This is a genomic window from Streptomyces sp. NPDC058239 (assembly GCF_042882185.1).
GTDB lineage: Bacteria > Actinomycetota > Actinomycetes > Streptomycetales > Streptomycetaceae > Streptomyces.
The window spans coordinates 12,240-37,195 of the sequence record NZ_JBHVWS010000036.1 but is presented as its reverse complement, the minus strand read 5'-3'; the positions used below and the strand labels follow the sequence as shown (position 1 = coordinate 37,195).

The window sequence follows — 24,956 nt, the reverse complement described above, 5'->3', positions numbered from 1 at the left end:
ACCGGATCGCCGAGATCACCGGGCATCCGAGCCGCCGGGTCGTCGAACCCGGAATGGCGGACCGGACCGAGTGGCCCGCCCTCACCTCCCCGCCGTCACCCTCCGTCGCACCGCAGATCACCGGCCCGCATGAACCCCAGCTGCGCACCGTTGTCCGTGCGCGACACGCGCCACAGTTCGTCCGCGCCCTGGCGGGTGCCGTTCACCGGGGTGCCCGGGTCCAGGTGGCCGACGATGTCGGTCCAGGGGTTGGCGCCCGCGTAGATCGGGGCGTCGGCATGGGTGGCGAAGCAGGTGCCGCCCGCGTGGGCGGGCATGGCGGCCAGCGGGACGGCGGACAGGGCCAGGAGTACGGGGAGCGCGCGGAGCGGCTTGCGCATGGCGGGGGCCTCCGAAGGGCGGACCGTGGGCTTCCGGTCCACGCTAGAGGTGGGTGGCCCATGAATCGCGGACCCGGCTCGCCGAGCATGTGGGCCAGGCCACATACGGGAGTAAGGGTCCGATCGGCGGGCAGCAGCCCCGTACGAGCAGTTCGGGGCGACACACCGATGATCACGTGTTGAGCGGGACATCTCACCATGTGGTATCGGCGGGGCGTTTCCGGACTGCTCGTTAAACTGAGTCGACCGCAGTAATGGACTGAGCGAGGAGCGCACGTGGGCCTTGTCGTGCAGAAGTACGGAGGCTCCTCCGTAGCCGATGCCGAAGGCATCAAGCGCGTCGCCAAGCGAATCGTCGATGCCAAGAAGAACGGCAACCAGGTGGTTGTCGTGGTGTCAGCGATGGGCGACACGACGGACGAGTTGATCGATCTCGCCGAGCAGGTATCCCCGATCCCTGCCGGGCGTGAGTTCGACATGCTGCTGACCGCCGGAGAGCGGATCTCCATGGCCCTGCTGGCGATGGCGATCAAAAACCTGGGCCACGAGGCCCAGTCGTTCACAGGTAGCCAGGCAGGCGTCATCACCGACTCGGTCCACAACAAAGCGCGCATCATCGATGTGACGCCGGGCCGTATCCGTACGGCGCTGGACGAGGGGAACATCGCGATCGTCGCGGGGTTCCAGGGTGTGTCCCAGGACAAGAAGGACATCACCACCCTCGGCCGCGGCGGGTCCGACACCACCGCGGTCGCGCTCGCGGCCGCGCTGGATGCCGAGGTCTGTGAGATCTACACCGATGTGGACGGTGTCTTCACCGCGGACCCGCGGGTCGTGAAGAAGGCCCGGAAGATCGACTGGATCTCCTTCGAGGACATGCTGGAGCTGGCCGCGTCCGGCTCCAAGGTGCTGCTGCACCGGTGCGTGGAGTACGCACGCCGCTACAACATCCCGATCCACGTCCGCTCGTCCTTCTCCGGACTGCGCGGAACCTGGGTCAGCAACGAGCCGCAAGGGGACCAGAAGGTGGAGCACGCGATCATCTCCGGAGTCGCCCATGACGTCTCCGAGGCCAAGATCACCGTTGTCGGCGTGCCCGACAAGCCGGGCGAGGCCGCCGCGATCTTCCGCACCATCGCAAACGCGGAAGTCAACATCGACATGGTGGTGCAGAACGTCTCCGCCGCGTCGACCGGTCTGACCGACATCTCGTTCACGCTGCCGAAGTCCGAGGGCCGCAAGGCCATCGACGCCCTGGAGCGCAACCGCGGCACCATCGGCTTCGAGTCGCTGCGCTACGACGACCAGATCGCGAAGATCTCCCTGGTCGGCGCCGGTATGAAGACCAACCCGGGTGTCACGGCGGGCTTCTTCGAGGCGCTGTCGGACGCCGGTGTGAACATCGAGCTCATCTCGACGTCCGAGATCCGCATCTCGGTGGTCACCCGCGCCGATGACGTCAACGAGGCCGTGCGCGCCGTGCACACCGCCTTCGGCCTCGACAGCGATTCCGACGAGGCCGTCGTCTACGGGGGCACCGGCCGATGACCGCCCGCCGTCCTTCGCTCGCGGTCGTCGGAGCGACCGGGGCGATCGGCGGTGTCATGCTCCAGATCCTTTCGCAGCACGCGGATGTCTGGGGCGAGGTGAAACTGATCGCCTCGCCGCGTTCGGCCGGCCGCAAGCTGGTCGTGCGCGGCGAGGAGAGCGAAGTCCTCGAACTCACCGAGGACGTCTTCGACGACGTCGACGTGGCGCTGTTCCTGGTGCCCGACGCCGTCTCCGCGCAGTGGGCGCCGATCGCCGCCGCCAAGGGCACGGTCGTCATCGACGACTCCGCCGCGTTCCGGCTGGACCCGGACGTTCCGCTGGTCGTGCCCGAGATCAATCCGCATGCCGTGCGGATCAGGCCGCGCGGCATCGTCGCGAGCCCGAACTGCACGACGCTCTCGCTGATCGTCGCGGTCGGCGCGCTGCACGCCGAATTCGGGGTACGGGAACTGGTCGTCTCCTCGTACCAGGCGGTGAGCGGGGCGGGCCGGGACGGTGTCGCGGCGCTGCGCGAACAACTGTCGATGGTGGCCGGTACGGAACTGGGTACGAAGCCCGGGGACGTACGCCGGGCCCTGGGGGACACGGAAGGCAGCCCCTTTGCCGCGCCGGTGGCCCTCAATGTGGTGCCCTGGGCCGGGACCGAGGCCGGGGACGGCTGGTCGTCGGAGGAACTGGCGATCCGCGAGGAGTGCCGCAAGGTCCTGGACCTGCCGAGCCTGCGGGTGGCGGCGACCTGTGTCTACGTACCCGTCATCGCAACGCACTCGATGTCCGTGCACGCACGGTTCGAGAACGAGATCGCGGTCGACCGGGCCCACGAGATCCTGGCGACGGCACCGGGCGTGGTGCTCTACGACAGCCCGGCGGCGGGGGACTTCCCGACACCGTCCGACGTCGTCGGCACCGATCCGACCTGGGTCGGACGGGTGCGCAGGTCACTGGACGATCCCCGGGGTCTGGAACTGTTCGTCTGCGGCGACAATCTCCGCAAGGGAGCGGCGTTGAACGTGGCGCAGATCGCCGAATCGGTGGCTGCCGAATTTCCCCGGGTCTGATTCGAACCTGTTTTGTACTCTCTGTGAATGCTCTGTGAGCAAGTTGAAGGTCTGAACCTCTTGAGCTGGGGTGTCGGGGTATCCGACGATGACCTTCCGGCCTGGTGCAACCGTCGGCCGGAAAGCGCGCGTCTATGCGGTCACTTCTTGCACGGCGGGGCGCATATTCGGGGCATTTGTGGAAGAGCAGGTACGTATGAGGGCATGTCGCACTGCGACGAACGCGGTGCCGCGCGCGTACAACCCTGACGGGGGGAAACGTGTCCAACTGGCGTGGCAGAGGTTCTCGATATCACAGTGGTGGGCCCCTTGCGCGGCGCTTCGGTGCGTCCGCTCAGACGGCCCCGCGCACCCGGCGGTATGCCGGTGATTGCGCCCATGCCCGCTGCACGTCCCGCACGGCTGCCGTCACAGCGCGAGGGCGCTGAGGGGAGCGTGGCTGCCGGAACCACGGTCGACCATCTCACCGAGACCTATCGGGCCCACTACCGTTCGCTGCTGGGCCTCGCGGCTCTGCTCCTGGACGACACCGCCTCATGTGAGGACGTCGTGCAGGAGGCGTTCATCCGCGTGCACTCGGCGCGTAGTCGGGTACGGGACCCGGAGAAGACACTCGCGTATCTGCGCCAGACCGTCGTCAACCTGTCGCGCTCCGCGCTGCGCCGCCGCATCCTCGGGCTGAAGCTGCTGTCCAAGCCCATGCCGGACATGGCGAGCGCGGAAGAGGGCGCGTACGACCAGCTGGAGCGGGACGCGCTGATCAAAGCGATGCGGGGGCTGCAACGGCGCCAGCGGGAGGTGCTGGTGCTGCGTTACTTCGCGGACATGACGGAGGCCCAGGTGGCCGAGACGCTGGGCATATCCCTGGGCTCGGTCAAGGCCTACGGCTCCCGTGGGATCGCGGCGCTGCGCGTCGTGATGGAGGCGCAGGCATGAGTCGGCGCTACCGCAGGAACGAGAACAGCCACGAGCGTGAGCATCGGATTGACCGGACTGGAAACGGAACTGTGAACGACGGGCCGGAGAGCGCCTCGCATGTGAACCCGGACGTGAAGTCGGACGCCGACTCGGATGCGGATACGGATCACGCGGATCGGGACCTCGCGGATCGGGACCTCGCGTCCGTGGGAGGTGCCGGTGGCCTCTGCGAGGGCGACGCAGCCGCTGAGACGGCCGAGCTCGGGGGGCTGAGCAGCCTCTTCGGCGAGGGCCCGGGCGCGGGTTCCGGTTCGGGGGGCGGTGGCGGCCCGGACATGGACGAGGTCGTGCTGCGCCGCATGCTGCGCGGGGCCGTCCAGAACATCGAACCCCGCGACGGCACCCTCGACCACCTGTACCGCGCGGTGCCCGCCCGGCGCGCCAGGCGGCGGCAGGCCGTCGTCGGTATGGCGGCAGCGGCGCTGCTCATCGGCACCGCGGTCCCTGCCTTCGTCCATGTCGCGAACTCCGACGGTTCGAGCACCGCCAACCCCGCGATAGCCGGACACGGCGAGCAGGCGCAGGGTGGCAGCGGCACCGACAACGGCTCCGGAGCCGGCGGGAAGAGCAGCGGCGGCAGCACCGACGGGCAGACCGACGGCGACCGGAACCAGCCGGCGAGCACGAGCAGTCCGTCCGACAGCCGTGGCCAGGGCGCCGACGGCAACCTGGTCGGCGGGGGCGCCGACCCGGCCAACTCCGCGGCGGCCTCCATGCCTACCTGCGACCCGGGGCAGCTCGGTGTCGCCTCGGCCGAGACGGGCGCGGCGGGGGCCGACGGCACGGTGTACGGCACGTTCCGGATCGCCAATGTCTCCGGCACGAACTGTTCGGTGAGCAGCAGCGGCAGCGTGGGCTTCCAGGCGATGGGCGCGGCCGATCCGGCCAAGATCACGGTCGTTCAGCACACCGCGGGTGACGCGGCTGCCGGACTGCCCGACCCCTCGCAGGAGCAGGGGACGGTGCTGCTGGAACCGTCCATGGCATACGAGGTGAAGTTCGCCTGGGTGCCGAAGGACACATGTCCGACCTCCGGAGGTTCACCGAGCCCGACACCGACGGACGGCGCGGGCGGCGCCGCTGCCGCCGGTACCGGTACGGGTGCCACTGACGGGACTTCGGATACGGCTGCGCAACTCGGCAGCGAGGATGGCGGCGGGGCGCTGGACGGCAGCGTTGCAGTGACGCACACGCCGGAGGTGGGGGCGCCGGTCGCGGAGACGAAGATCGCCAACGCCTGCGCGGGCACGATCTACCGGACCGGGGTGCTGGCCCCCGCGCCATGACGCAGGGGCGTCGCGTACGACGTACACGTGAGGGGGCCCGCCGGTCGATTCGGCGGGCCCCCTCACGTATGTCTGTCTCAGGTGTCTGTCTCAGGCCGTACCGACGCTCACGTCGGAGTCGGCAGGATCGGTGGGGCCGGTGTTCGTGCCCGCATCCTTGCCCGCATCGGCATCGGCATCTGCATCCGTGTCGTCGACGAGGCCCAGCTTCAGGTCCCGTGCCGCCTCGGCCTCGCGGCGGACCAACCGGAACCACATGAAGAGCACGAACCCGGCGAAGACGAACCACTCGCCGGTGTAGCCGAGGTTCTGGAAGGCCTTCAGATCGAGGCCGGTGCCCTGCGGTACGGCGGCCGGCACGGGACGCAGCGCGCCGCTGGAGCCGGTGTCCTGGAGCGTCACCCAGGCGTCGTAGACGTCGTACGGGACGAGGTTGACCAGGGACGCGGCACTGATCATGCCGAGCTGACCGTCCGGGAGCCCACCTGCCGCGTCGACGCCCGCGGTTCCGGCGTTCTCGGACGCCTGGAGGTCACCGGTCACCGTGACCTCGCCGGTCGGTGCGGCGGGCACGGCGGTGTGGCCGGGCTTGCCGGGCAGCCAGCCGCGAACCACCGGCAGAGCCTTGCCGCTGTCCGTGCGGAGCATGTTCAGGACGTAGAAGCCGCTCTTGTCGTCCAACTCCCGGCCAGGTACCAGGAACAGGTCGGCGTACCGGCCGGTGGCGGTGGCGGGGCGGCCCGAGGTCACCGTGTCGACGGGCAGGAGGTCGTCGATCGGCTTGGCGGCCCTCGTGCCCGGGGCGGGCTGCTTCTCGGCGGCGTCGTGCGTCTGCACGCGGTCCTCGAAGCGGCCGAGCTGCCAAGTGCCCATGAAGATGCAGAACGGGATGGCCAGCACGACGAAGAGGTTGATCCCCCACCATCGCGGGGTCAGCAGGAACCGGTACACCCCTCCACGGTACGGTCCCCGCTCCGGTCGCCCGGAGCGGGGTGCCGGGTGGCGCGCGGCCGCGGTGCCGACGGGGCTGCCGGCCGTCGGCCTCCGGCTCGGCACCCCGACCGCGCGGCGTTGCTCGCCGGCCACCGCTTTGTCCTCGATCGCCGGGCGGGCTCGAATCGGCCCGCCCGGGCGGATCGGGCGCCCGGTGGCGGGGTCGGCGGTTCCGTCCTCGATCGCCGGAAAGGCTCACGATGGCCTGCAGCGGTGGTTTCGCGCGGGATTCGCGCAGGAGGGGGCAGAGGCTTCTATTCGCCGGACAGGCTCGAAGAGGCGGGGGCGCTACCCGTGGCCAGGTGGCGCTGGGCGAAGTCGAGTTCCAGCCGGAACTGCTTGATCCGCTCCTCCACGACGAGCGAACCGTGTCCCGCGTCGTACCGGTAGACCTCGTGCACCGCGTCACGGCCCTTCAGCCGGTCCACGTAATTCTCGACCTGGCGGATCGGGCAGCGCGGGTCGTTGACGCCTGCCGAGATGTAGACCGGCGCCCGGACGGCGTCGACGTACGTCAGCGGGGACGAGGCCTCGAAGCGCTCAGGAACCTCCTCCGGCGTGCCGCCCAGCAGTGTGCGGTCCATCGCCTTCAGGTCCTCCATCTCGTCGTGATACGCCGTGACGTAGTCGGCGACCGGGACCGCCGCCAGGCCCAGGGCCCAGTCGTCCGGCTGCCTACCGAGGCCGAGCAGGGTCAGATAGCCGCCCCAGGAGCCACCGGCCAGGACCAGCTTCGCCGGGTCCGTGAGCCCGGACTTCACCGCCCACTCCCGCACCGCGGCGATGTCCTCCAGCTCGATCAGACCGACCCGGTGCTTGAGCGCGTCCGTCCAGGCGCGGCCGTATCCGGTGGAGCCCCGGTAGTTGACCCGGACGACCGCGTAGCCGTGGTCCACCCAGGCGGCGGGGCCGGAGGCGAAGGCGTCGCTGTCGTGCCAGGTCGGGCCGCCGTGGATCTCGAAGACGGTGGGAAACGGGCCCTTTGCCGGGGCGGCGGGCCGCTGCACGAGCGCGTGGACGCGGCCCCCGGGCCCGTCCACCCACACGTCCTCCACCGGCACGGACGCCGGAGCCTTCAAGCCGGGCGGATCGAGTACCACCGCGCCCGAGGTGGACCGGATGACGGGCGGCTGCGCGGCCGACGACCACAGGTACTCCACCGTGCCGTCGGGCCGGGCCGTGGCTCCCGACACCGAACCCGCCGGGGTATCCACCCGGACGGGAGCGCTGCCCGCCCCCGGCTCGTACCGCCACAGGTCGCTGCGGGCCTCGAAGCCGTGCACGATCAGCAGCGCGGAGGCGTCCGGATACCACTCGGCGCCCACATCGCCGGGCAGGTCGATCGCGAGATCCGTCTCGGTGCCCGTCATCGGATCCCAGATCATCGGCTCCCAGCGGCCCCGCCGCTGATGCCCGACCAGCAGCCTCGTGTCCCCGGCGACGGGGGCGAAGCCCAGCACGGACAGGCCCAGCTCCTTCGTACCGCCCTCGGTGTCGTCCAGCTCGGCGACCGTCGACCCGTCGGGCCGCACCACGCGCAGCGCGGAGTGCATCGCATCGCCGTGCTCGGTGTGCTCCAGGGCGATCAGCGTCCCGTCGTACGACAGGTCACCGACGCCCGCCGACTCGCGGTGGCGGTAGATCTCGACGGGCGCGGCCCCGGGCCGTACGACATGGAGCGTCGTCCCGTCCTCGTCGGTCGAACGGCCGACCACCGCCGTACCGTCACGCCCGATCGCGAGCCCGGCCGGGTACGAGGCACCGAGACCGGGTGCCGCCGGCTCGTCCACCGCCTCCTCGCCCTCGCCGCCGTGGAACGGCTGGCGCATCCACACCCCGAACTCGTCCCCGGCGGTGTCGCTGAACCACCAGATCGACTCGCCGTCCGGTGTCAGCACGCCGTCGGTCGTCCCGTTCGGCCGGTCGGTCACCTGACGCTGCTTGCCGGTCGCGCGGTCCCATGCGTACAGCTCATACGTCCCCGTGGCATTGGAGACGAACAGCGCGCGGTCCGGCGCATCCTCCGCCCAGTCGGGCAACGACACCCGCGGCGCCCGGAAACGCTGCTCCCACTCCGGTACGGAAGCGGTCGCCGGAGCGGAATCGGGCGCCGGTGCGGTGGGGGCCGTCGAGCCAGTGATCTCAGTCATGTCCCCCATTCTGCGCCGGAACGCCGACAATTCGTTCGCATTGCCCGCAGCCTGTGGATAACCTCCCGGGCATGCATGCACCGACCCCCGCCGGCTGGCACGAGGCCAACCGCGCGCTCTGGGACGAGCGGGTTCCCATCCACGCCGGGAGCGACTTCTACGACCTGGATTCCTTCCGCGCCGGCAAGGACGCCCTGCGCGACTTCGAACTCGCCGAGGTCGGGGACGTCACGGGCAAGTCGCTGCTGCATCTGCAGTGCCACATCGGGGTCGACACCCTCTCCTGGGCCCGGCACGGCGCCGCACACGTCGTCGGTCTGGACTTCTCCGAACCGGCCGTGGAGACCGCGCGTGGCCTGGCCCGCGAGCTGGGGTTCGCCCAGGACCGGGCAGCGTTCGTCGCCGCCGATGTCCATGACGCCGCGGAGGCCGTCCCGGACTCGTCGTACGACATCGTCTACACCGGCGTCGGCGCGCTGAACTGGCTGCCCGACACACGGCGCTGGGCCGAGACCGCCGCATCGCTCGTGGCGCCCGGCGGCTTCCTCTACCTCGCGGAGTTCCATCCGCTCACGGACTGCCTCGACGACTCCACCGGCGCGAAGGTCGTCCACGACTACTTCAGCCACGACGCATGGGTGGACGAGACGCCGGGCACTTACGCGGACTTCGACGCACCGACCGTCCACAACCGCAGCGTCGAATGGCAGCACCCGATCGGCGACGTGGTGTCGGCGCTGGCAGCCGCCGGGCTGCGGATCGAGTTCCTGCACGAGCACGACGTCTCGCTCTTCGCCCGCTTCTCGGCGCTGGAGCGGCACGGCGACGGCTTCTACCGCTTCCCCGCCGACCGTCCGCGCATCCCGCTGATGTACTCGGTCAAGGCGTCGCGTCCGGCCGGCTCCTGACCGAAGGCCGGCACTCAAGGCCCATTGTCAGTGGTGGGGTTCAGACTCGAACCATGACCACGACTGCTGATCTGCGCACGGCGGTGAAGGCGTACTGGACCGCGGCCGACAACCGCGACTGGGACACCTTCGCCACGACGCTCGCCGACGAGGTGCTGTACGACCTGCCGCAGACTCGCGAACGCATCCGCGGGAAGGAGCGGTACGTGCAGTTCAACCGGGAGTACCCGGGGGACTGGCACGTCCGCGTCGAACGGGTCGTGGCCGACCGGGAGGGGCAGCAGGTCGCTGTCCGGACGCTTTTCACGGTTGGCCCGCAGGAGTTGCACGCCATCCACTTCTTCACGTTCGACGCTGAGGGGCGGATCAGCGGGATCACCGACTTCCGGCCCGAGCCGTACGAGCCCCCGGCGGGCCGGGAGCACCTCGTCGAGCGGTACTGACACCGATCGGACGGGGCGGGGGGACGGGGAAGACGGGGAACGAGGCGCGGGGCGTGATGGCGGCAGTGGGCGTTCGCCGGGTTCTGGGTCCTCCGGTCGCGCCTGCGCCTCTGACTTCGTCCTCGCCCCTTCCTTCGCCTCCCCCGCCCTCAATTGCCGGACGGGCTTGATTCCTTGGGCCCCGCACGGTCCCACCCGGGGGCGCGGACATCGACCGTCAGCGTGTTCATCACGACCTCTTCGCCGCACGTGCGGCAGATCCACGCCGCATCGAGATCGTGCGCGTGCGAGTCCTCGCGGCCGGCCTCCGCCGCCGGTTCATGGATCATGACCACCGGCTGCTCCTCCAGCACCCACCGGTCGCCCCAGTCCAGCAGGGCCCGGATCACCGGCGCGAGATCACGACCGGACTCGGTCAGGTGGTACTCGTAGCGCGGCGGCCGTTCGTTGTAGGGCCGCCGCTCGACCACCCCTGCCTGCTCCAGTGAGCGCAGCCGGGCCGCGAGGCGGTCCCGGGGCGCGCCGGTGTTGCGGGCGATCGCCTCGAACCGGTGGTTGCCGAAGAAGATCTCGCGCACCGCGAGCAGCGCCCATTTCTCACCCACCACATGCAGCGCGGCGGCGGCCGAGCACGGCCGGCCGGGCAGCGAGAACGCCGGGGCGGTGGGGGCGTGGGGTTCCTGTGCAGTACTCATCACTACAAGGTTGCCATCTCAAACTCACTGGCGCTACCTTGCCGCCATGACAGTTGGAAAATCAAACCCACCCCCTTTTGAGGTTGCCTCCGAGGTTGCCTCCGCGACTGGCCGTGCGGCTGCCCCGGCCCCCTCCCGCGCCACCGTCTGGATCATTTCGGCCGGTGTCTTCGTCGTGAATCTCGACCTGTTCATCGTCAATGTCGCGGTTCCCGCCCTCGGTGACGCCTTCGACGGCAGCTCGCTCGCCTCGCTGTCCTGGGTGCTCAACGCGTATGCGATCGTCTTCGCCGCTCTGCTCGTCGTCGCGGGCCGGCTCGCCGACCGGTACGGACACCGCCGAGGCTTCCTCCTCGGTCTTGCGGTCTTCACCGCCGCCTCCGCGCTCTGTGCGGTCGCCCCCGGCGTCGGCTGGCTGGTGGCCGCCCGCGTCCTGCAGGCCGTCGGAGCCGCCGCCCTCATGCCGACGTCGCTCGCCCTCCTGCTCGTCAACACCCCGGCGGAGCGTCGCCCCCGGGCCATCCGCAACTGGGCGGCGATCGGCGGCATCGCGGCCGGTCTGGGGCCGGTGGTCGGTGGCGTACTCGTGGAAGCGGACTGGCGCTGGGTCTTCCTCGTCAATGTGCCGGTCGGTGCGATCGGCCTGATCGCGGGCGCCCGGTTGCTGCCTGACGCCCGCCCGCACCGCGAGGGTCCCTTCCCGGACCTCTTCGGTGCCGTTCTGCTCACCCTCGCGATCGGCGCACTGGCGCTCGCCCTGGTCAAGGCCGATGCCTGGGGCTGGAGTTCGCCGGGTGTCCTCGGTCCGCTGGTCGCGACTGCCGTCCTCGCCGCGGGCTTCTGGCTGCGCTCCGCCCGGCACCCGGCCCCGGTCGTCGAACTGCCGATGCTGCGTACCCGGGCCTTCGCGACGGCCACCCTCGCAGCTCTGCTCTTCACTGTCGCGTTCGCGGCGATGCTGCTGACGTCTGTGCTCTGGTGCCAGCAGGTGTGGGGGTACTCGGCGATCCGTACCGGACTCGCCATCGCGCCGGGGCCGTTGGTCGTACCCGCGCTCGCCGTCCTCTCGGGTCCGGTCGTCAGCCGCATCGGTGCGGGCCGCACCGCCGCACTCGGCTGCCTGCTGTTCGCCGTCGGGCTGGCCTGGTGGGCCGTCGCACTCGATACGGCTCCGCACTATGCGAGCGGTTTCCTCCCCGGCATGATGATCACCGGTATCGGCGTCGGCTTCGCCCTTCCCACCCTGGTCGGCGCGGCCGCCGTGGCTCTTCCGCCCACCCGTTTCGCCACCGGGTCAGCCGTCACCACGATGGCCCGCCAGACGGGTTCGGTGCTGGGTGTCGCCCTGATGGTCACGCTGCTCGGCGCCCCTGACGGACCGGCAGAGGCGCTCGACGCATTCCGGCACAGCTGGTGGGCGGCCGCAGCCACCGCCGTATTCGCCGCTGCGACCGCCCTCGCCCTGCACCGGCGGGACACCGCTGCCCGCGCCTGAAGCGACACGCCCGCGCGTGAAGCGACATCTCCTGCGCCCGAGGCAATATGCCCGTGCCCGAACGCAACAGAAGCGCGGTGGGTGGCCGGAACATCCCCGGCGGCCCGCCGCGCTTCTGTACCTCCGTCGTCCGCGTCCTACGCGGCCGAGCGGAAGGCCGGAAGGTAGCCGCCCGACTGTCCGGCGGCCTTGGGGTGGTACGAGTTGTAGATGGGGAGCGTCACACTGTTGAGCCATGCGTCACCGGAGCACAGCTCATGCCCGGTGAACTCGTCCACCACGCTGGAGAACGTGAACCCGGCATCGGCCGCCTGCTTGGCGATGACACCGTTCAGGACGTCGGACGCGTTGTTGATGGCCGCCCGCTCCTTCTCGGAGAGCCCGGCGATGCAGCTGCCGCTCAGCTGGTAGAAGCGCGGGTATCCCAGCACCACGACATGTGCCTGCGGGGCCCGCGACCGGATGGAGCCATAGAGCGAACTGAGGCCAGACGGAAGTGAGTTCTGCATCTGCGACACGGCCGAGCCCAAGCTGCTCAGGCAGGTGGCCTCGCTGGACAGCACGCAGTCCTGCATGACAGCGGCGAAGCCGACGTCGTTGCCGCCCGCCGTGACGCTGACCAGGCCGGTGGACGAGCTCAGCGCACCCAGCTGGCTGCCGGCCACCGAACTGGTCGTGGCGCCCGAACAGGCGACGAAGGCGAAAGAGGAAGGTGAGTTGGCAGCTGCCCAGAGGTAGGGGTAGGCGTTGGTGCTGCGGCGGCAGTCGCCGCTGTCCGAGAGATAGCTCCCCGCGCCGACGCCGGACGAGTACGAGTCGCCGAGCGCGACGTACCCGCCGGCGGCGGCCGAGGATGCCGAGGCCGGCTGGGCGATGCCCAGAGCGGCCACGGCGGCGAGGATCAGAGTGGATGCGGACGCCCAGAATCTCCGTACTGACATGGCTGTCAGCCCTCCGAAGTGTGGGGGGTGGGTGGGGGGTTGATTGAGCGCCACGTTTCTAGCAGCTGTTGGTACTCGCCGGTAATAGCTGCGTAAGAACTGGTCTGATATGCCCGAATGATCGTTCGGTCGCGAGAGCTCCGCGCGTAGATAAACCTCTCGGGCTGCCTGAATCCCCGCATGAATCCCCGCATGAATCCCCGCCTGAATCTCCGTGCGGCATCTGCACGTTCGGGTGGCGGAGGCCCCGTGGCCAGGCCCCACGCTGCGGGAGGCGGGTTTCAACTTGAGGCGTCCGGCGACCTGTTCACCGAGGAGCGGTTCGCGCTCGTCGCGTACCGCCTGCAAGTCGGCTGCGGTACGGGCTCTGTCGAAGGGCTGGGCCCGCCGAGATCACATGGGGATCAACGCCGTCATGCCCCTGTGGGCACGGCCGTCGCGCTCCCCGGCCGGCAGTCGTCCCCCGTATCACCGATGCGTCGCCCGGCCCCCACTCCGGTCGGACGGCGACGAACGCAGGGCACGAAAAAAACCGCCCTCTGTGGCGGCGTTCCCGTATCGGGATGCCGCCACAGAGGGCGGTTGTCGTAGATCTACGAGGGTCAGTTGTGGCCGAACCTCCGCTGCTTCCGGTGGGAGACCTGCTCCGAGATCGAGCGCACTGTGTCCTGGGCAGCCGTTGGCTGCGGCGTCTGTTCCTTCGTCTCCGGAGCAGCGCTGCGTTCATGGCCGCCGGTGCGGGCACCTCGGTTCTGCCGACTCTGCTTCTTGCCCACGATCGTGCCTCCTGTAGCGGATATCGGACGATGGGCCACTACAAGATTCACATGTGAGTGCGAAGGGTGCATTTCGGGCGACTGCTGTTGAGTGCGCTTGCGTCGATGCCGGTCGGCAGTGGACTGGCCGCAGGACGGGTATCCGCCCCTTCGCTGATCAGATCCGCGCCGCGTGGGCACCCGTCGGCGGGGTGTCGTCCAGGAGGAAGCCGACCGCTTCCTCGACTGTCGTGCCGTAGCGACCGTCCGTGCTCAAGTCGAAGAAGCCGTGGTCCGCCCCCGGGTACTCCACGAGGGGGCAGTGGTCGCCCTCGGTGGTCATCCGGTCGCGGAAGCGGCGTATCCGGTCGAGGGGAGCGACGTGGTCCTCGGGGTCGTGCATGACGAGGGTGGGCGGCGCCCCGGGGCGTACCAGCGGGTCCGGGAGGGAGCCCGACGCGATGCAGGTCCTGTCCGGCGGATCACGCGAATATTGGGATGCGGGCCGGTTGGGGCGGACATAGGGTCGATGCCCGTGGAACCGCTCAGTGAGAAACAGATCCGCTCATCCTTCGCGAACTGCACCAAGGGTGAGGCGGCGCGGCTTCGGCTGCCGCTCGACTTCGCCGAACTGCCCTGGGAGGACCTGGATTTCCTGGGGTGGGTGGATCCGGGAGCGCCGCTGCGGGCACACCTCGTGGTGCCACGGGCAGAGGGTCCGCTGGGGATATCTCTGCGTATACCCTCCGTGAGGCGTACCAGCGCCGTGAAGTCCAGCATGTGCCAGGTCTGCCTGACAGGTCATGCCTCCTCCGGGGTCACCCTGCTCGCCGCCCCCTTGGCGGGCGCCCGGGGCCGCGAGGGCAACACGGTCGGTATCTACATCTGCGCGGACCTCGCCTGCCCTCTGTATCTGCGTGGCAAGCGGCAGCCGAAGCTGCGTTCCGGGCGGTACGAGGAGTCCCTGACGCTGGACGAGCGCCTCGCGCGTATGTCGGGCAATCTGGATGCCTTCACGGCCAAGGTCACCGACGCGTAAGCCCTGACGAGCACAGGCCGTCACCCCGTAAGGAAGCAGAATCGTCCGACGGGGAGGGGAAGGCCTGCCCTGTCCGGACCGTGGTGAGCCGGGGCCAGGGCCGTGACGGCCCTCTGTGCCGCAGTGCCCGGGCGAGCTCGACGAACGGCTGGCCGCGGCCTTCGCCCGATGTGGCGGGCCGGTACTGCTGATCGGCATGGACACCCCGCAGGTGACTCCGGCACTCCCGGCCACCGGACTCGAATTCGGTTGCTGCGACGCCTGGTTCGGGCCGGCGGGCGACGGCGGCTTCTGGGCCCTCGGGCTCGCCACGCTGCACTGACCAGGTGAACAGCCGGACCCCGATCGTCTTCGCGTTCATCCTCGGCCTCGCGTTGCTCCTGCTCGCGGTGACGTTCCGGTCACGGACCATCCCGCCGGCTTCGGTCCTGCTCAATCTGCTGTCCATCGGCGCTGCTTGCGGGGTGCTGACCCTGGTCTTCCAGGACGGCAACCCGGAGTCGCTCCTGAGGTTCAACTCCTATGAGGGAGTGGTGAGTTGGCTACCGTTTTTCATGTTCATCATCCTGTTCGGCCTGGGCATGGACTACCACATCTTCATTCTCGGCCGGATCAGGGAACGGTGGCTCGCGGGCACGGAGCCGCGTGAGGCGGTGGTCGGAGGCATAGCGGCCAGTGCGGGCGTCGTCAGTGGCGCGGCGCTCATCATGACCGGTGTCTTCACGGTCTTCATGACCTTGTCCGTCATCGAGTACAAGATGCTGAGCCTCGGCATGGCACTGGCCATCCTCGTCGACGCCACCGTTGTACGCGGTGTGCTGCTGCCGGCCGCGATGTCCCTGCTCGGAGAGCGGGCCTGGAGCCGCAGGGCCGGCTTGATCGCGCGCGCTCCGTCGGCGGAGCCTTCCTGGGCCGAGGGTGCGGCAGGCTCGGTCGACACTCGGCCGTTGGCGAACGCGGCAACCGGCTTCGCGATGGCATAAGTACAGTTGCCTTCAAGCGCCCCACTTCGCAGGTGACCGCAGGCTGTCCGTGGGGAGACCCCGACCAAGGCCTTCTCCCGGATTCTCCCCAAACGATCCCCAGAAACCACTCAGGGGCCTGATCCACTAAGTGGATCAGGCCCCTGACCTGGTATTTCAGCTGTCGGGGTGGCGGGATTTGAACCCACGACCTCTTCGTCCCGAATGAGGTTCGGTCAAGATCGACACCTGCCGGTTCGCTGTTTGCCCAGGTCGGCGCGTTGGGCTGGGTGGGTCTCGCGCTGTCCCGGATGGCCTGGGGGAGCGAGTCGGCTCCCAGATGGCTCCCCGTCCGGGTGCTCCTGGTGTGTTCATGCTGGGCCCGTAGGGCTGCAGTGAGTCGGGCTACAGCTCGTTCTTGGCGCCGATCTCGGCGATCCCTCGGTCGCGGCGCCGCCTCTCGGGCGGATGCCTGCTGGCTCGGTACCGTCCTCGGCACGGGTTCGAATGGCGCACCCGGGCACGCTCCTGCCCATCGGTTGTAGTACCCGACGGGCAGGAGCGTGAATACACGCAGGAGGCTGAACTGTCCGCCCCTAGGGTGCGTTCGATGGGGTCTATCTCGCAGTAGCTGCCGCGCTGGGCATGGGCGCCAGCTTGTTGGCTTCGGCGACGGCGGCGTTCCAGCTGAACTCGTTGTTGTCGCTGAAGTAGTAGTAGGTGGCGCCGTTCGGCATCATCGCGACGGTGATGCCGCCGTATCCCGACATGAAGGGTACGTAGAAGGGGCTGGTGTAGGCGGGGTTGTCGGCGGAAGTGAACTCTCGGCCCCAGAAGCCGTTCTGGTACTTCATGGGCTTGGTGCCGGTGGTGGTCATGCCCCGGTCCTCCGGTGTGTGTTGCATGGTGGCCGCGAGCAGTGCCGGGTCGAGTATCTGCTCGCCGTTGACGGTGCCGTGGTCGTTGTTGAGGAATTTCGCGAACTTGGCGATGGAGTCCTGCGTCCAGAACATGCCGTAGCCGCCGAAGGGGGCTCCGCCGGGGCTGTTGTCGGTGCGGGAGGAGACGAGGGAGTCGGGCCCGATGCCGATGGGTTGGAGCACGTCGTCGCGGAGCATGTCGAAGATGTCGGCGTCCGAACCGGTCTTCTCCTGCAGGTAGTTGTTCATCGCTTGGGCAACGAGGAAAGTGTCGGAGGTGTGGTAGACCCACTTGCTGCCGGGGCTGGCCCGACGCGGGAAGGACAGAGCGGGTCGCATCTTGTCGGCGTAGGGCTCGGCTGCGAAGAAGTTCGCCATGGTTCTGCCCGATTCGTCCCTCTCGTAGCCGGGCGAGGTGTAGTTCCCGGTGGCCATGTCGAGGGTGTGGTCGAGGGTGACGCCGCTCCAGGCAGCGTTGCCGGCGGTCTCAGGGATTCGGTCGGAGAGCTTCTCCTGGGCCACGGCCGGACCGTAGCGCTGCACCAGACGCAGCATGGCTGTTCCCGCGAACGCCGACTTCGCGGTCGAGTACGAAGGCAGAAGCATCTGGCCGCAGAACGGGTACTCCCCTTGCCTGGTGCGACAGTTGCCCACGTAGTGGACTCCGTGGAAGTTGACGCCGAAGGTGCTCAGCGCGGACGGCGTGATGCCGGAGCCGAACTTCGTCACGTCCACACCACTGTCCGGGTAGTCGGTGGCCAGCGCCGAGATGGGCTTGGTCGGGAGCCGGTCCTTGACCTCGGAGGCATATGCGTCGCGCAGGTTCTCGGCGCCGTCGACGGGGCCGGGCCGGTAGTCGGCCGGTACCTGGCCCCACATGTCGAACTGGAAGTACTCGCAGGTCTCCGCGGTGATCTGGTAGCGGACTTCGGAGACCGATGTGTCGTCGAAGAGGAATGTCAGGGTGCCGTTGTGCACGCAGTTGGCGTTGCGCTCGACGAGCGCGAACGGCAGGGAGGCGCGGGTGCGTTGGCCGTCGCCGTCCTCGTTCCACGCGCGGCCGGGTCCCACCGCCAGGTTCCACGCCTGGTTCCCCGTGTACTGCAACCCGCGCTTCGCCGGGACGAGGTGGCTGCCGTTCTGTACGAGCGCGATGTCGACCGGTGGCAGGTGCCGGGTCGCCGCTGTGTCTGCGTATCCGTTCGGGTCTTTCAGTGCGCGGAATCCGCCGGCGGTGGAAAGGCCGTTGAGGGTGAGGGTGCCTTCGAAGCTGTGGGTGGGAGGCGCCGCTTGCGCCGACAGGGCGAAGGCGCTGTCGGAGACGGTGTCCTCGGCGCTGCCTCCGGTGAGTTGGCCGGCGGTGAGTTCGGTCCGGTTCACCGCGCCGCTTCCGGTGAGCGGATCACCCGGTACGGGTGCGGTTGCGGCGGTTGTGGCGTTTGCGGCGGGTGCCGCCATCGTCGGTGGCGGGACGGCGAACAGCCCCGCGAGCACGGGGGCGACGGTAGCGGCACGGCGTAGCCGTCGGGTGGGGAACGGTCTCGGCATGGTCCGATGTCCTCTCGGGCTGGCAGCTGATGCGGGATACCGCCGCATGGTGGGTCGCACCGGGGCCGCCGTCCAATGCCTGTCCGGTCTGGTCGGGCTGCCTGCCAGGCATACCTCCAGCTCTCCTTGGCCTGTCGGCCGTCGGGTCGGCGTGCGCTCACGCCTCGCGTCGTGGTGAGGGCCGTGGTCCGTAGTCGTCGCTGCAGTTCATAGGCGGGCGGCGACCTGTGGCCCGTACCGCTCGACACAAAAACGTGACAACCCGGCCGCGAATGCCTCGATGCTGCGCAGCGCATAGTGCCCGGCGTCCCACGCCGCGTGCAGGTGGATCTGCAGCGGTTCGCCCGTGTTGTCGAGGATCAGCAGTGGGTGCAGGTCGAAGCGGGGATCGTCGGAGACCACCGCGACACCATGGCCCGAGGCCGCCATGGCCTGTGCGACGTGCGGGGTGTCGCATTCGAGCACGATGTCGTACGAGGCGTCCGCATCCTGCACGGCATGGTCCAGGATGCGGCGGGTGCCGTGTGCCGGGGTGAGGACGATGAGGGGCTCCGCGGCAAGTTCCCTGATGGTGACGCGGTCCCGGTCCGCCCAGGCATGGTCGGCACGGACGTAGGCCCACAGCGGCAGGTGGGCCACCGGGAGCCCGGCGAAACGGCGCCTCGAAGGTGCCGAGGAGATGGCTACATCGGCGCCCCTCGCAAGGGCCTGGTACGCATGTGCCGGACTCTCCGCCTGCACGGTGACGAGCGGATCCTCCGGCCCCCAGGTGGCCAGGAACGGCGCGATCACGTCGGTGATGGTGGTGGGCGGCGCCGCCACGGTGATCCGCATGGCACAACCGGCAGCCAGCGCACCGACTGCGGCCTCGGCGGTGTCCGCGCGGGCGACCAGGTCGCGGGCCAGGGGAAGGAAGCGCTGGCCGGCCGCCGTCAGGACCATCTGCTTACCGCCGCGGTCGAAGAGTGTCATCCCCAAGGTCCCTTCCAGGCCGCGCAGTTGGCGCGACAGCGAGGGCTGGGCGACGCGGACCGCCTCGGCAGCCTTGGTGACGGAACCGGTTTCCACGATGGTCAGGAAGTAGCGCAGCACTCGGAGTTCCATGGCGGTGGTCCTTCGGGAGACGGAGGAGGCATGACACCGTCATGCCTCAAAGGCATGTTAACAAACCCTTACAAGTATTTGAAGCTATGGCCGACTGGCTGCATTCTTGTCCCACCCTCGGCCCCGCCGTCCGGAATCTCTGGCCGTCGGCGCCCGAATCTCCGTCGACTTCTCCTCGTACAACAATCCTTCGATTGGCTGGTTCCCGCATGGCCCGCCCCCTGCCCCTGATCCTCGCCCAGGCGCCCGGCCGCCCGGCCGACGACCTCACAGGCTTTGCCGCCGACGTGGAGCGGCGCGTGAAACTGCGCGCACCCGGCGCCCTCGTCGTCTACCCCGAACTGCACCTCGGCGAGAGCGCCCCCGGCGTCCCGGCCGCCCCGGAGGAGGAGGCCGAGCCGCTCGACGGCAAACGTGATGCGGCCTTCGCCGAGCTGGCGGGGGATCTGGGTATCTGGCTGGTGCCCGGCAGCGTCTACGAGCGAGGCACCGGCGACCGTGTCCACAACACGACACCGGTCTATTCACCACAGGGTGAGCGCCTCGCCGCGTACCGCAAGATCTGCCCGTGGCGCCCGTACGAGACGACCACACCCGGCAACCGGTTCGAGGTCGTCGACCTCGCCGGGGTCGGCCGCATCGGACTGTCCATCTGCTACGACACCTGGTTCCCGGAGATCTCCCGCCATCTGGCCTGGATGGGCGCAGAGCTGATCGTCAACGTGGTCCGCACGTCGACGAGCGACCGCGCACAGGAAGTCGTCCTCAACCGCGCCAACGCCATCACCAATCAGGTCTTCGTCGCCAGCGTCAATTCCGCTGCCCCATCAGGGACCGGCCGCAGCCTCGTCATCGATCCACAGGGCACGGTGCGCGCCGAAACCGTCGACGCCGGCGACTCCACCCTCACCGACGTGATCGACCTCGACGAGGTCAGCAACGTCCGCCGCTACGGCACCGCCGGTCTCAACCGGATCTGGGACCAGTTCCGCCCCGGCGACCCAGCCCTCGAACTCCCGCTGTACGGGGGCCGCATCGACCCCGCCACCTGGAACCCCGCCCACACCACCGAGGAGCCACCACGATGACCAGCGAGACCACTGGGAACACCATGAGACTGAAGGGCGACCTGAGCCTCTTCTCCGTCGTCCTGTTCGGCCTGGCCTACATCTCCCCCGGCATCGTCGTCACGATGTTCGGCGTGGTCGCCGCCACCAGCGGCGGCGCGGCCCCGACCGCGTTCGCCATCGCCACCCTCGCGATGCTGCTCACCGGGCTGAGTTACGCGAAGATGGCGCGCGCCGTGCCCGGCGCGGGGTCGGTCTACACCTACGCCCGCAAGATGCTCGACAGCCGCATCGGTTTCCTGTCCGGCTGGGCGATGCTGCTCGACTACTTCTTCATCCCGATGGTCGGCTGGCTGATCACGGCGATCTACTTCAACGCCCAGTTCCCCGAGATACCCAAGTGGGTCTGGCTGATTGTCTCGGTGGGCATCACCACCGCCATCAACGTCTTCGGCATGAAGCTCGCGGACCGCGTCAACAAGGTCCTGATGTTCATCGCTCTGGGGTCGCTGGTCCTCTTCGCCACCCTATGTGTCGTCTTCCTCGGCAAGCACGGCTCCTCCGCCCCCGCCACGGACGCCCTGTGGAACTCCGGCACTTCGATCGGCGCGGTCACGGCGGCCGCCGCCATCGCCGCGTACTCCTTCCTCGGCTTCGACGCCGTCTCCACGCTGGGCGAAGAGGCCAGGGGCGGGGCGAGGACGATCGGCCGCGGCATCATCGGCTGCGTCATCGCCGCCGGAGCGATCTTCATCGTGCTGTCCTTCGTGATGCAACTGGTCCACCCCGGCGCGAAGTTCGCCGACGTCGACGCGGCCGCCTACCACCTGAAGGTCCAGGTCGGCGGCGAGACGTACGCCGAGATCATCAACTTCGTCACCATCGCCGGATCCATCGCCTCCTGTATCGCCCTGCAAGCCTCCGCCGCCCGCCTCATGTACGTCATGGGACGCGACGGCGCACTGCCCAAGGCCGTCTTCGGCAACCTGTCGAAGAAGACCGGCACGCCCGTCCTGAACCTGCTGCTGACCGCGGCCGCCGGTGTCATCGCCATGAAACTCGACCTCACCACAGCCACCTCATTCATCAACTTCGGCGCCTTCCTCGGCTTCACCCTGGTGAACATCTGCGTGATCGCCCACCTGGTCCGAGAGCGCAGACACGGCCGCACCCCCAACCTCTTCTCGTACCTGGTGATGCCGGCCATCGGCGCCGGCGTTTCCCTCTACCTGCTCACGAAGCTCGATGACGTCGCACTCCAGATCGGCGGCGTCTGGCTGGCGATCGGCGTCGTCTACCTGGCCGTCCTGACCAAGGGCTTCCGCCGACCCGCACCGGAGATGACCTTCGACGACGACACCGAGGCCACGGACGCAGTCACCGCGTAACTCCCCTCCCGATGCGAGGAGACGAGGGTGCCCCCGACAACCGCTGAACTGGTACATGACCGGAGCCTCGGAGACCTGCTGATCCACCGTGATGTGGTGCTCGACGGACTCGATGCCCCGCAGCGCGCCGCCCGTACCGTCCTGGCCGACGTCCTGGACGGCAAGGCGGAGGATCACCTCTTCGACGCCATGCTGGTGGCCAGCGAGCTCATCGCCAACGCCATCCAGCACAGCAGCGGTGCGGTCCTCATAAGGGTTGAGGTCTACGAGTTCGGTGCGGCGTTGGGCGTCGTTGACCGCGGGGCCGACATCACTGCCGTCCCTGTCCGACCTTCGAACTCATCTGTTGACGAAGGGACGGTGGCTTCAAGCGGGCGCGGCCTGTTCATCGTGGACAGCCTCGCCAGTGCCTGGTCGGTCGAGGAGACCGAGAACGGAAAGATCGTCATCGCCGTACTCACCCTTCCGGCAGGCCCTCGTCGATGACCGCTCTGGGCCTCACGCAACGCTACTCGATCGGCGACCGCACCCCGGGCCTGACGCACGCCGCCGACGACTCGCTGACCCTGCGCACCCAGCACGCCGAGCCCGCCGAAGGACCGGCGAACTGGCTGCCCGCACCGGCCGGCGACTTCCGCCCGATGATCCGCCTCTACACGCCCAAGCCGCAGGTCTTGGACGGGAGTTACACCCTGCCCCGCATCGAGAAGACCGAGAGGGTGGACTGACATGGGAGACGCGATCGGCCAGATGCTGGCCTCCGCGGTGGGCATCGCCATCAGCCCGCTCCCCCTCATCGCAGTGATCCTGATGCTGGCCACACCCAAGGGCCGAGCCAACGGCACTGCCTTCACGGCGGGTTGGGTGAGCTCACTGGCCGTGCTGGTGGCGGTGGTGGTCCTGGCAGGTTCCGGCGCGGACGCCGCCACGGGCGACGGCGAACCGGCCACCTGGACCGGGTGGCTCAAGCTCGCGCTCGGCGCACTGTTCCTACTCATGGGCGTCAAACAGATCAGGGACCGACCGAGGGAGGGCCACGATGCCGAGCCGCCGGGGTGGATGAAGGCCATCGACTCCTTCACGCCGGGAAAGTCGGCCGGGCTCGCCGCCGCGCTCGCCGTCGCCAACCCCAAGAACCTCGTCCTCGCGGTCGGCGGCGCGGTCTCCATCGCCTCCAGTACGGCATCGGCAGGCGGCAAGACGGTCGCCGCCGTCCTCATGGTCGCCATCGCCTCGCTGTGCACCGTGCTGCCGCTCGGCGTCTACCTCGTCGGCGGCGCCAAGTCCACGAAAGTGCTGGGGGATTGGAAGGCGTGGATGCCGCCCACAATGCGGCGATTATGACGACCGTGCTCGTCGTCCTCGGCGTGAAGTACATTGGCGACGCCATCAGCGGCCTGGCGAGCTGACCGTGCCCGGGCCCGGGGAGCCGCGGCGTCTGTCTTCCCGGCCGGGAAAACTCCGCCTGGGCAAGCCGAAGCCGTCCGACCTTAGCTCCGGCTTCGTCACCGGCTGTTCTCCATCCCCGAGGGCATGGCGTACGCGGCCATCGCCGGGTTCAACCCGGTGGCCGGCCTGTACGCGGGCGTCGTCCCGGCGATCGTGGGCTCGCTGACCTCCCGCACCGTCCTGATGGTCACGACCCTCACCAGCGCCATCGCCCTGACCTCGCAGAGCGTTCTGTCCGACACGTGCGCACCTACCGCCGCCGGGTCGCGGAACTCCTCGTCGCTCTCAACGCGGGCTCGCGCTTCCAGGCCGGAGTACGCGCCGGCGAGTGGGGTCTGACCCGCGAGTGATCGGCACAGCGGTGCATCAGCAGCCGCGCTCAGCCCAACAGCATTACGGACTCGGTCTGTTGCGTGTTCAGCGTTGTCCGAAATAACCTGCGGCTGCCACCCCCGGGCATCACCCTGATCGCCGGCGTGAACGCGCGAAGGGCTGTACGCGTACTTGCACGCTGGGCTACCCGCGGACCTCAGTCAGCGCAAGGCGCGCAGCACGCGGTCCCGCAGAGCTTCATTGGCGATGGTGTCCGCATTGCGCCAGACCGCTGCGGTGACCTCCTCGGTCTGCAACTCCACTACATCTGCGGACTTACGGAAGAGGAACCGGAAGTCGAAGTGGTGGTGCTCTGATTCCCTCTTGGCTGGGTTGGCAGGGATCGAGTGGGCGTCGATGTGGATGGGCAGGTGACCGGCCGGAATGACCACGGCAGCCGGAATGCCGGTCTCCTCGGACAACTCCCCTTGAGCTGCTGCGAGAAGGTTGCTGTCCTGGGGTTCCAGGTGGCCTCCGGGCAGCAGCCAGCGGTTCAGGGCGAGGTGGCGGATGTGGAGGATGCGTCCGTCCGGATCGGCCAGGACGGCGCCCGCCGTGACGTGGCCGCGGAACTCTTGCGCGAGGTGAGGTCGGCCTCGGCGTCGAGCCTGCGCGTAACGGCGCTGGTCGGAGCGGGCGAGCCTGGCTGGAGCGGGGCCGCCGCACACCCGTTCCGTGACCGAGGCCAACTATCTCTCCGCCCGGGTATCGGAAATCTATGTCGGCCGGAGTAGACATTGGGTGGTGGTGTGGTTATGGTTTCTCTCGTAGCCCAGAGAGACAGCAGGGTCCGGCAGAGACGAACTGCCGGGCAGCAGTAACCGCAGTTGCAGTTCGCAGGACGGTGCGGTGGTGGAGTTCCGAAGCCAGGGTTGTTGCAGGACGGCGACGGGACTGACGACCGGACCGGGTGGCCCGCAGTGATCAGGGGCCGCCGTGAGCAGTACCCGCAAGTGCAGTACGCAGCAGTGAAGTCAGTGAGCACCTCGGTGAAGGCGTCGGCTGCGGACGCGCGCACCGGGAGGTTCGGCAGTGGGGTTCTAAGCCAGAGCAGATGCAGGACGGGCGACGGGGCTGGCTGTCGAAAAGTGGCGCTGGCACAGGCCACAGAGCAGTACGCAGGAGAGCAGTACCAGCAGTAGGTAAGTGATGATCCCAGAGGGAAGAACGGAGGAGCCAGGCGCCATCAGGATCGCCCGGGTGGAAGTTTTGAGCCCGGGTACCGCAGGACATCGATAGCGAGGTGGTCTCCGGTCAAGCAACCGCGATCCCCGCACCCCCGACAACTTCCAGGTCGGGTCAGCGGAAATAGAAGGCCGGCGCAGTATCAGGGTCGGCAGATGGTGTAGCAGTTCCTTCGGGGCTGGGGGGGGGGGGGGGGCCCCCCCCCCCCCCCCCCGGGGCCAACCGGGGGGTAAAATAAACAAAAGAAAAGTTTGGGCCGGGGCAAAAACACCACAAAACACCCCACAAC

Annotated in this window: 24 protein-coding genes and 3 pseudogenes; 17 read left to right on the top strand and 10 right to left on the bottom strand. The window is 68.9% G+C overall.

Annotated elements, in window-relative coordinates:
* Window positions 1-95 precede the first annotated feature (95 nt).
* Window positions 96-380, bottom strand: a complete 285-nt coding sequence (locus tag ACFVYE_RS30855) for a hypothetical protein (protein ID WP_383970315.1) — start codon at window positions 378-380, stop codon at window positions 96-98.
* A gap of 276 nt (window positions 381-656) precedes the next feature.
* Here ACFVYE_RS30855 and ACFVYE_RS30850 point away from each other — a divergent pair, with 276 nt between their 5' ends.
* From ACFVYE_RS30850 to ACFVYE_RS30835, 4 genes are all read left to right on the top strand, one after another.
* Window positions 657-1,928, top strand: coding sequence for an aspartate kinase (locus ACFVYE_RS30850; RefSeq protein WP_361449861.1), 1,272 nt, complete (start codon window positions 657-659; stop codon window positions 1,926-1,928).
* On the top strand, window positions 1,925-2,989 hold the full coding sequence (locus tag ACFVYE_RS30845; RefSeq protein WP_383970318.1) for an aspartate-semialdehyde dehydrogenase: 1,065 nt from the start codon (window positions 1,925-1,927) through the stop codon (window positions 2,987-2,989). Before ACFVYE_RS30850 ends, ACFVYE_RS30845 begins: the two co-directional genes overlap by 4 nt.
* A 360-nt stretch (window positions 2,990-3,349) precedes the next feature.
* Entirely contained in the window at window positions 3,350-3,925 is a 576-nt protein-coding gene (locus ACFVYE_RS30840; protein WP_383970321.1) for a SigE family RNA polymerase sigma factor, read from the top strand.
* Between the two features lie 71 nt (window positions 3,926-3,996).
* On the top strand, window positions 3,997-5,253 hold the full coding sequence (locus ACFVYE_RS30835; RefSeq protein WP_383970324.1) for a hypothetical protein: 1,257 nt from the start codon (window positions 3,997-3,999) through the stop codon (window positions 5,251-5,253).
* A 90-nt stretch (window positions 5,254-5,343) separates the two neighbouring features.
* Here the strand turns inward: ACFVYE_RS30835 and ACFVYE_RS30830 are convergent, their stop codons facing one another.
* Window positions 5,344-6,204 (bottom strand): SURF1 family protein, encoded by an 861-nt coding sequence (locus ACFVYE_RS30830; RefSeq protein WP_383970327.1) that lies wholly within the window; start codon window positions 6,202-6,204, stop codon window positions 5,344-5,346.
* Between the two features lie 296 nt (window positions 6,205-6,500).
* The gene (locus ACFVYE_RS30825) at window positions 6,501-8,396 is read right to left on the bottom strand and encodes a S9 family peptidase (protein WP_383970330.1); all 1,896 of its coding nucleotides are present in this window, start codon (window positions 8,394-8,396) and stop codon (window positions 6,501-6,503) included.
* A gap of 71 nt (window positions 8,397-8,467) precedes the next feature.
* Between ACFVYE_RS30825 and ACFVYE_RS30820 the strand changes: the two genes are divergently transcribed.
* Window positions 8,468-9,304 carry a class I SAM-dependent methyltransferase gene (locus tag ACFVYE_RS30820; protein ID WP_383970333.1) on the top strand — a complete coding sequence of 279 codons (837 nt, stop codon included), beginning with the start codon at window positions 8,468-8,470 and terminating at the stop codon, window positions 9,302-9,304.
* A gap of 53 nt (window positions 9,305-9,357) precedes the next feature.
* Window positions 9,358-9,747 carry a nuclear transport factor 2 family protein gene (locus ACFVYE_RS30815; RefSeq protein WP_383970336.1) on the top strand — a complete coding sequence of 130 codons (390 nt, stop codon included), beginning with the start codon at window positions 9,358-9,360 and terminating at the stop codon, window positions 9,745-9,747.
* A 149-nt stretch (window positions 9,748-9,896) separates the two neighbouring features.
* Here the strand turns inward: ACFVYE_RS30815 and ACFVYE_RS30810 are convergent, their stop codons facing one another.
* Window positions 9,897-10,442 (bottom strand): winged helix-turn-helix transcriptional regulator, encoded by a 546-nt coding sequence (locus ACFVYE_RS30810; RefSeq protein WP_389607771.1) that lies wholly within the window; start codon window positions 10,440-10,442, stop codon window positions 9,897-9,899.
* A gap of 46 nt (window positions 10,443-10,488) precedes the next feature.
* Here ACFVYE_RS30810 and ACFVYE_RS30805 point away from each other — a divergent pair, with 46 nt between their 5' ends.
* Window positions 10,489-11,937 (top strand): MFS transporter, encoded by a 1,449-nt coding sequence (locus tag ACFVYE_RS30805; RefSeq protein WP_383970341.1) that lies wholly within the window; start codon window positions 10,489-10,491, stop codon window positions 11,935-11,937.
* 137 nt (window positions 11,938-12,074) lie between these two features.
* Here the strand turns inward: ACFVYE_RS30805 and ACFVYE_RS30800 are convergent, their stop codons facing one another.
* The 3 genes from ACFVYE_RS30800 to ACFVYE_RS30790 all read right to left on the bottom strand — a co-directional run bounded on the left by ACFVYE_RS30800 (window position 12,075) and on the right by ACFVYE_RS30790 (window position 14,036).
* The gene (locus ACFVYE_RS30800) at window positions 12,075-12,878 is read right to left on the bottom strand and encodes an SGNH/GDSL hydrolase family protein (RefSeq protein ID WP_383970344.1); all 804 of its coding nucleotides are present in this window, start codon (window positions 12,876-12,878) and stop codon (window positions 12,075-12,077) included.
* Between the two features lie 602 nt (window positions 12,879-13,480).
* Window positions 13,481-13,654, bottom strand: a complete 174-nt coding sequence (locus tag ACFVYE_RS30795) for a hypothetical protein (protein WP_383970347.1) — start codon at window positions 13,652-13,654, stop codon at window positions 13,481-13,483.
* A gap of 157 nt (window positions 13,655-13,811) precedes the next feature.
* On the bottom strand, window positions 13,812-14,036 hold the full coding sequence (locus ACFVYE_RS30790; RefSeq protein ID WP_383970350.1) for a hypothetical protein: 225 nt from the start codon (window positions 14,034-14,036) through the stop codon (window positions 13,812-13,814).
* 132 nt (window positions 14,037-14,168) lie between these two features.
* On the opposite strand from ACFVYE_RS30790, the gene ACFVYE_RS30785 reads away from it, so the two are divergent.
* From ACFVYE_RS30785 to ACFVYE_RS30775, 3 genes and pseudogenes are all read left to right on the top strand, one after another.
* The gene (locus ACFVYE_RS30785; protein WP_383970353.1) at window positions 14,169-14,672 is read left to right on the top strand and encodes an FBP domain-containing protein; all 504 of its coding nucleotides are present in this window, start codon (window positions 14,169-14,171) and stop codon (window positions 14,670-14,672) included.
* 115 nt (window positions 14,673-14,787) lie between these two features.
* Window positions 14,788-14,982: pseudogene (locus tag ACFVYE_RS30780) on the top strand (DUF2064 domain-containing protein); the annotation flags it as partial.
* A 16-nt stretch (window positions 14,983-14,998) separates the two neighbouring features.
* The gene (locus ACFVYE_RS30775) at window positions 14,999-15,655 is read left to right on the top strand and encodes an MMPL family transporter (RefSeq protein ID WP_383970356.1); all 657 of its coding nucleotides are present in this window, start codon (window positions 14,999-15,001) and stop codon (window positions 15,653-15,655) included.
* 596 nt (window positions 15,656-16,251) lie between these two features.
* Here ACFVYE_RS30775 and ACFVYE_RS30770 read toward each other — a convergent pair.
* Together ACFVYE_RS30770 and ACFVYE_RS30765 are read right to left on the bottom strand one after the other, a co-directional pair.
* Entirely contained in the window at window positions 16,252-18,102 is a 1,851-nt protein-coding gene (locus ACFVYE_RS30770) for a hypothetical protein (RefSeq protein WP_383977308.1), read from the bottom strand.
* A 207-nt stretch (window positions 18,103-18,309) separates the two neighbouring features.
* Entirely contained in the window at window positions 18,310-19,206 is an 897-nt protein-coding gene (locus ACFVYE_RS30765) for a LysR family transcriptional regulator (protein WP_383977311.1), read from the bottom strand.
* Between the two features lie 209 nt (window positions 19,207-19,415).
* Here ACFVYE_RS30765 and ACFVYE_RS30760 point away from each other — a divergent pair, with 209 nt between their 5' ends.
* The 7 genes and pseudogenes from ACFVYE_RS30760 to ACFVYE_RS30730 all read left to right on the top strand — a co-directional run.
* Window positions 19,416-20,294 (top strand): carbon-nitrogen hydrolase family protein, encoded by an 879-nt coding sequence (locus ACFVYE_RS30760; protein ID WP_383977327.1) that lies wholly within the window; start codon window positions 19,416-19,418, stop codon window positions 20,292-20,294.
* On the top strand, window positions 20,291-21,661 hold the full coding sequence (locus tag ACFVYE_RS30755) for an APC family permease (protein ID WP_383977314.1): 1,371 nt from the start codon (window positions 20,291-20,293) through the stop codon (window positions 21,659-21,661). The genes ACFVYE_RS30760 and ACFVYE_RS30755 overlap by 4 nt, the downstream gene beginning before the upstream one ends.
* 27 nt (window positions 21,662-21,688) lie before the next feature.
* The gene (locus ACFVYE_RS30750; protein ID WP_383977317.1) at window positions 21,689-22,147 is read left to right on the top strand and encodes an ATP-binding protein; all 459 of its coding nucleotides are present in this window, start codon (window positions 21,689-21,691) and stop codon (window positions 22,145-22,147) included.
* Window positions 22,144-22,389, top strand: coding sequence for a DUF1214 domain-containing protein (locus ACFVYE_RS30745; RefSeq protein ID WP_383977319.1), 246 nt, complete (start codon window positions 22,144-22,146; stop codon window positions 22,387-22,389). The genes ACFVYE_RS30750 and ACFVYE_RS30745 overlap by 4 nt, the downstream gene beginning before the upstream one ends.
* Before the next feature lies 1 nt (window position 22,390).
* A complete protein-coding gene (locus ACFVYE_RS30740; RefSeq protein ID WP_389607770.1) occupies window positions 22,391-23,005 on the top strand; it encodes a GAP family protein in 615 nt (204 codons plus the stop codon).
* Window positions 23,006-23,194: 189 nt separating this feature from the next.
* A pseudogene (locus ACFVYE_RS30735) lies at window positions 23,195-23,290 on the top strand (hypothetical protein); the annotation flags it as partial.
* A 62-nt stretch (window positions 23,291-23,352) separates the two neighbouring features.
* A pseudogene (locus ACFVYE_RS30730) lies at window positions 23,353-23,460 on the top strand (DNA-binding response regulator); the annotation flags it as partial.
* Window positions 23,461-23,643: 183 nt separating this feature from the next.
* Here ACFVYE_RS30730 and ACFVYE_RS30725 read toward each other — a convergent pair.
* Complete coding sequence (locus ACFVYE_RS30725; protein WP_383977324.1) at window positions 23,644-24,171, bottom strand: NUDIX hydrolase; 528 nt, start codon at window positions 24,169-24,171, stop codon at window positions 23,644-23,646.
* Between the last annotated feature and the right edge of the window lie 785 nt (window positions 24,172-24,956).

Coding starts and splice junctions, on each gene's coding strand:
- ACFVYE_RS30765 (WP_383977311.1), bottom strand. CDS start 19,206: ATGGAACTCCGAGTGCTGCGCTACTTCCTGACCATCGTGGAAACCGGT.
- ACFVYE_RS30820 (WP_383970333.1), top strand. CDS start 8,468: ATGCATGCACCGACCCCCGCCGGCTGGCACGAGGCCAACCGCGCGCTC.
- ACFVYE_RS30790 (WP_383970350.1), bottom strand. CDS start 14,036: ATGCACGACCCCGAGGACCACGTCGCTCCCCTCGACCGGATACGCCGC.
- ACFVYE_RS30810 (WP_389607771.1), bottom strand. CDS start 10,442: ATGAGTACTGCACAGGAACCCCACGCCCCCACCGCCCCGGCGTTCTCG.
- ACFVYE_RS30805 (WP_383970341.1), top strand. CDS start 10,489: ATGACAGTTGGAAAATCAAACCCACCCCCTTTTGAGGTTGCCTCCGAG.
- ACFVYE_RS30845 (WP_383970318.1), top strand. CDS start 1,925: ATGACCGCCCGCCGTCCTTCGCTCGCGGTCGTCGGAGCGACCGGGGCG.
- ACFVYE_RS30740 (WP_389607770.1), top strand. CDS start 22,391: ATGGGAGACGCGATCGGCCAGATGCTGGCCTCCGCGGTGGGCATCGCC.
- ACFVYE_RS30825 (WP_383970330.1), bottom strand. CDS start 8,396: ATGACTGAGATCACTGGCTCGACGGCCCCCACCGCACCGGCGCCCGAT.
- ACFVYE_RS30760 (WP_383977327.1), top strand. CDS start 19,416: ATGGCCCGCCCCCTGCCCCTGATCCTCGCCCAGGCGCCCGGCCGCCCG.
- ACFVYE_RS30815 (WP_383970336.1), top strand. CDS start 9,358: ATGACCACGACTGCTGATCTGCGCACGGCGGTGAAGGCGTACTGGACC.
- ACFVYE_RS30855 (WP_383970315.1), bottom strand. CDS start 380: ATGCGCAAGCCGCTCCGCGCGCTCCCCGTACTCCTGGCCCTGTCCGCC.
- ACFVYE_RS30745 (WP_383977319.1), top strand. CDS start 22,144: ATGACCGCTCTGGGCCTCACGCAACGCTACTCGATCGGCGACCGCACC.
- ACFVYE_RS30755 (WP_383977314.1), top strand. CDS start 20,291: ATGACCAGCGAGACCACTGGGAACACCATGAGACTGAAGGGCGACCTG.
- ACFVYE_RS30800 (WP_383970344.1), bottom strand. CDS start 12,878: ATGTCAGTACGGAGATTCTGGGCGTCCGCATCCACTCTGATCCTCGCC.
- ACFVYE_RS30770 (WP_383977308.1), bottom strand. CDS start 18,102: ATGCCGAGACCGTTCCCCACCCGACGGCTACGCCGTGCCGCTACCGTC.
- ACFVYE_RS30840 (WP_383970321.1), top strand. CDS start 3,350: ATGCCGGTGATTGCGCCCATGCCCGCTGCACGTCCCGCACGGCTGCCG.